The following is a 3,668-nucleotide window of genomic DNA, read 5'->3' as shown; positions in this document are numbered from 1 at the left end:
GGGGTCAGCTCACGAAACGGAAAAAATCGTACGCTATGCCTTGTCGTGCCAGCCCAGCACAATGATTGACATGCCCAGTAGCGCGACTCCAGCCCCCGTCCAATCCAGCGCGGACAGCTTCACGCCATCCACGACCCGAAGCCAAACCAGCGCGGTAGCCACATAAACGCCGCCATAGGCGGCGTAAACGCGGCCACTGGCGGCTGGGTGTAACGTGAGCAGCCAAACGAAGAGCGCCAAGCTCATCGCTGCCGGAATCAGCAGCCACATTGGCCCCCCTTTGCGCAGCCACAGGTAAGGCAGAAAGCAGCCGACGATCTCGGCAAGCGCTGTTGCGATGAACAGTCCGGTCGTTTTCAGAATCAAGATCAGTAGCTCCACAGTTGATAGACCTTACGAAGACGTTGCTAGCGGTGCCTGCTCGATCAATCGCAGCGGCCGGAACTTGCCCTGCTCGACGTGTTTGTTCTGCCGCCAGATGTAGTCGCCGGTCAGGTTGATGTGCTCCCAGCCCAGCGGCGAGAGATGTGGCAGCAGTCTCTCGTCGATGTCCTTGCCCGAGTCCCGCAGCCCCTGGATGGCCCGCTCCAGGTAGACGGTGTTCCACAGGACGATCGCCGCCACCACCAGGTTGAGGCCGCTGGCGCGGTAGCGCTGGTTCTCGAAACTGCGGTCGCGGATTTCGCCGAGCCGGTTCAGGAACACGGCGCGGGCCAGCGCGTTCTTGGCCTCCCCCTTGTTCAAACCGATCTGCACGCGGCGGCGCAGCTCGACGTTCTGCATCCAGTCGAGCGCGAACAGCGTGCGCTCGATTCGCCCAAGCTCGCGCAAGGCCACGGCCAAGCCGTTCTGTCGCGGGTAGCTGCCGAGCTTCCTGAGCATCAGCGAGGCCGTCACCGTGCCCTGCTTGATCGAGGCGGCCAGGCGCAGGATTTCGTCCCAATGGGCGCGAATGTGCTTCACGTTGACGCTGCCGCCGATCAGGCCGGCGAGCGTCGGGTACTGCTTGGCGTCGCCGTGGATGTACAGGCGCTTGTCGGTCAGGTCGCGGATGCGCGGCGCAAAGCGGAAGCCCAGCAGGTGCATCAGCGCGAACAGGTGATCGGTGAAGCCGGCCGTGTCGGTGTAATGCTCCTCGATGCGCAGGTCGGATTCGTGGTACAGCAGTCCGTCCAGGACGTGGGTGGCGTCGCGCACCGTGGCGTTGATGACCTTGGTGTGGAACGGCGCGTACTGGTCCGAAATGTGGGTGTAGAACTGCACGCCCGGTTCCTGGCCGTACTTCAGGTTCACCTGGCCGGCGGCGTGGCCCCGACCGCCGGCCTTGAAGTTCTGGCCGTCCGACGACGACGTGGTGCCATCGCCCCAATAGGCGGCGAACGGCTGACGGAACTGCGCGTTGACCAGCTCGGCCAGCCCGGCCGAATAGGTCTCGTCGCGGATGTGCCACGCCTGCAACCAGGTCAGCTTGGCATAGGTCACGCCCGGGCAGGATTCGGCCATCTTGGAGAGCCCCAGGTTGATGGCGTCGGCCAGGATGGTCGTCAGCAGCAGGTGTTGATCTTCGGCCGCCGCGTCGCTCTTGAGGTGCTTGAAGTGGCGGCTGAACCCCGTCCAGCCATCGACTTCCAGCAGCAGCTCGGTGATCTTCAGGTGCGGCAGCGGGCTGTACGCCTGTTGCATCAGCGCCTCGGCCTCGTCGGGCACGCCGTTGTCCAGCGGCGAAATCCTGAGCCGGCCGGTACTGGTGATGGCGGCGTCGGGCAGCTCGTTGGCGGCGGCCAGCCGCTCCACCGTCGCCAGTTGCTCTTGCAGCACCGTGAGGCGCGCCTCCAGGAAGCGCTCGCAGTCGGTTTCGACGGCCAGGCCCAATTCCCGCTGATCGCGCTGCGCGGCGAAACGCGGTGGCGGCAACAGGTAGTCCTCGAAGTCCTTGAACTGGCGCGAGCCCTGCACCCAGATGTCGCCGGAGCGCAGCGAGTTTTTCAGCTCGGACAGCACGCACAGCTCGTAGAAGCGCCGATCCAACCCGTCTTCGTTGCGCACCAGGCTTTCCCAGCGCTTGCGCACGAACGACGTGGGCGCATCGTCCGGCACTTTGCGCGCCTGGCGCTCGTTCATCCCTTTGAGCACATCGACGGCGGCGAGCAGCTCGCGTGCCGCCGGCGCGGCCTTCATGGTCAGCGCTTCCAGCAGGGCCGGCGTGTAGCGCCGGAGCTGGTTGAAGCCGTCGCCGACCAGCGCGAGGAAGTCGAAACCTTCCGGCTGGGCCAGCAGCTCGGCCTCGGTGATGCTCTCGGTGAACACCTCCCACGGGATGATGGCCTCGATGGCGGCGAACGGATCGCCGCCCGACTGCTTGGCTTCCAGCAGGGCGCGGCCGATGCGCGAGTAGAGCCGCACCTTGTCGTTGATCGCCTTGCCGGACTGCTGGAAGCGGTCGGCGTGGTTGCGCTTGGCCTTGCTGAACAGCGCGCCCATGAAACGGTCGTGCAGGTCGATGATCTCGTCGATCAGGGTGGCGCGGGTATCGAGGATCACCGCGGACAGGGTCGCATAGCGGCGGCTCGGCTCCAGGTCGCGCAGGTGCTGGGCCGTCATCTGTCCTCCTTCGCGGGCGAGCTTCAGCAGGCGGTTTTGGTGGACGGTGTGCTCCAGCCCATCCGGCAACGCCAGGTCACGGAGGGTCTTCAGCCGCTCCAGGTGGGCCAGCACATGCTTGGGCTTGGGCGGGCCGGGCGGCTGGCGCAGCCAGATTAGCCCGCTGCCCTTGGTGCCCTCGCGGATCGCCAGCAGACCGTCGAGCGCACGGCGATGGTGATCGGCCAGCGGCGCGGTCAGCGCCGCGTACACCTGGCGCGTACCGCGCGTGAGCGCCTCGCTACATACACGCTCGATGACATCGATGGCCGGCAGGATGATACGTTGCTGCCGCAGCAGCTCGACCAGCGCCTCGGCCAGCACGATACCCCGGTCGGTCTGCTGGGCCAGCTCGGCGAGCTGGTGGACGAAGCGCCGGTAGTCGGCGGCCGCGAACGGCGTCAGCTTCAGCCACGCCTGCAATTCCAGCAGGTGCTCGCGCCGGGTTTCCGGCCGCTGCGCGTACTGCGGCCAGATGTCCGGCGCGATGCGCAACTGGCGGCCGACGATATTCAGCAGGGATGCGGGCGGTTCCGCGTCGGTCGGCAGGGCGAAGCCGGGATAGCGCAGGTAGCACAACTGCACCGCGAAACCGAGCCGGTTGTGGTTGCCGCGCCGTTGGCGGATCACTGACAGGTCGGGTTCGGAGAAGGTGTAATGCCGGATGAGGTCGTCGTCAGTGGTCGGAAAGGCAAGCAGGCCGGTGCGCTCGGCGGGCGTCAGCAAGCTGCGGCGCGGCATGGTCAGTCATCCGTTCTCAGGTATTGGTACAGGGTTTCGCGGCTGATGCCGAATTCGCGGGCGAGCTTGGCTTTCTGCTCGCCGGCGGCGGCCCGCCGGCGCAGCTCGGCCACCCGCTCCGGCGACAGCGCCTTCTTGCGGCCCCGGTAGGCCCCGCGCTGCTTGGCGAGCGCGATGCCTTCGCGCTGCCGCTCGCGGATAAGGGCGCGCTCGAACTCGGCGAACGCGCCCATCACCGACAGCATCAGGTTCGCCATCGGCGAGTCCTCGCCGGTGAAGGTCAGGCT

General features: G+C 66.4%; 3 protein-coding genes. All 3 read right to left on the bottom strand.

The genetic code is table 11. The features are described from left to right. Window positions 1-33 precede the first annotated feature (33 nt). Window positions 34-369: a YnfA family protein gene (locus M622_RS37075; protein ID WP_349255540.1), complete on the bottom strand. Its 336-nt coding sequence runs from the start codon at window positions 367-369 to the stop codon at window positions 34-36. Window positions 370-393: 24 nt separating this feature from the next. Further along, window positions 394-3,381: a Tn3 family transposase gene (locus M622_RS37070; RefSeq protein ID WP_008063270.1), complete on the bottom strand. Its 2,988-nt coding sequence runs from the start codon at window positions 3,379-3,381 to the stop codon at window positions 394-396. 2 nt (window positions 3,382-3,383) lie between these two features. Beyond that, window positions 3,384-3,668 (bottom strand): helix-turn-helix domain-containing protein (locus M622_RS37065; RefSeq protein WP_021250782.1); only part of this gene is annotated, 285 nt, incomplete at its 5' end.

Source organism: Thauera terpenica 58Eu, assembly GCF_000443165.1.
Lineage (GTDB): Bacteria > Pseudomonadota > Gammaproteobacteria > Burkholderiales > Rhodocyclaceae > Thauera > Thauera terpenica.
The sequence above is the reverse complement of the archived record's forward strand: the minus strand, read 5'-3'. Positions and strand labels throughout refer to the sequence as shown.

Excerpts from the sequence above, each read along its gene's own strand:
- M622_RS37070 (WP_008063270.1), bottom strand. The coding sequence starts at position 3,381 with ATGCCGCGCCGCAGCTTGCTGACGCCCGCCGAGCGCACCGGCCTGCTT.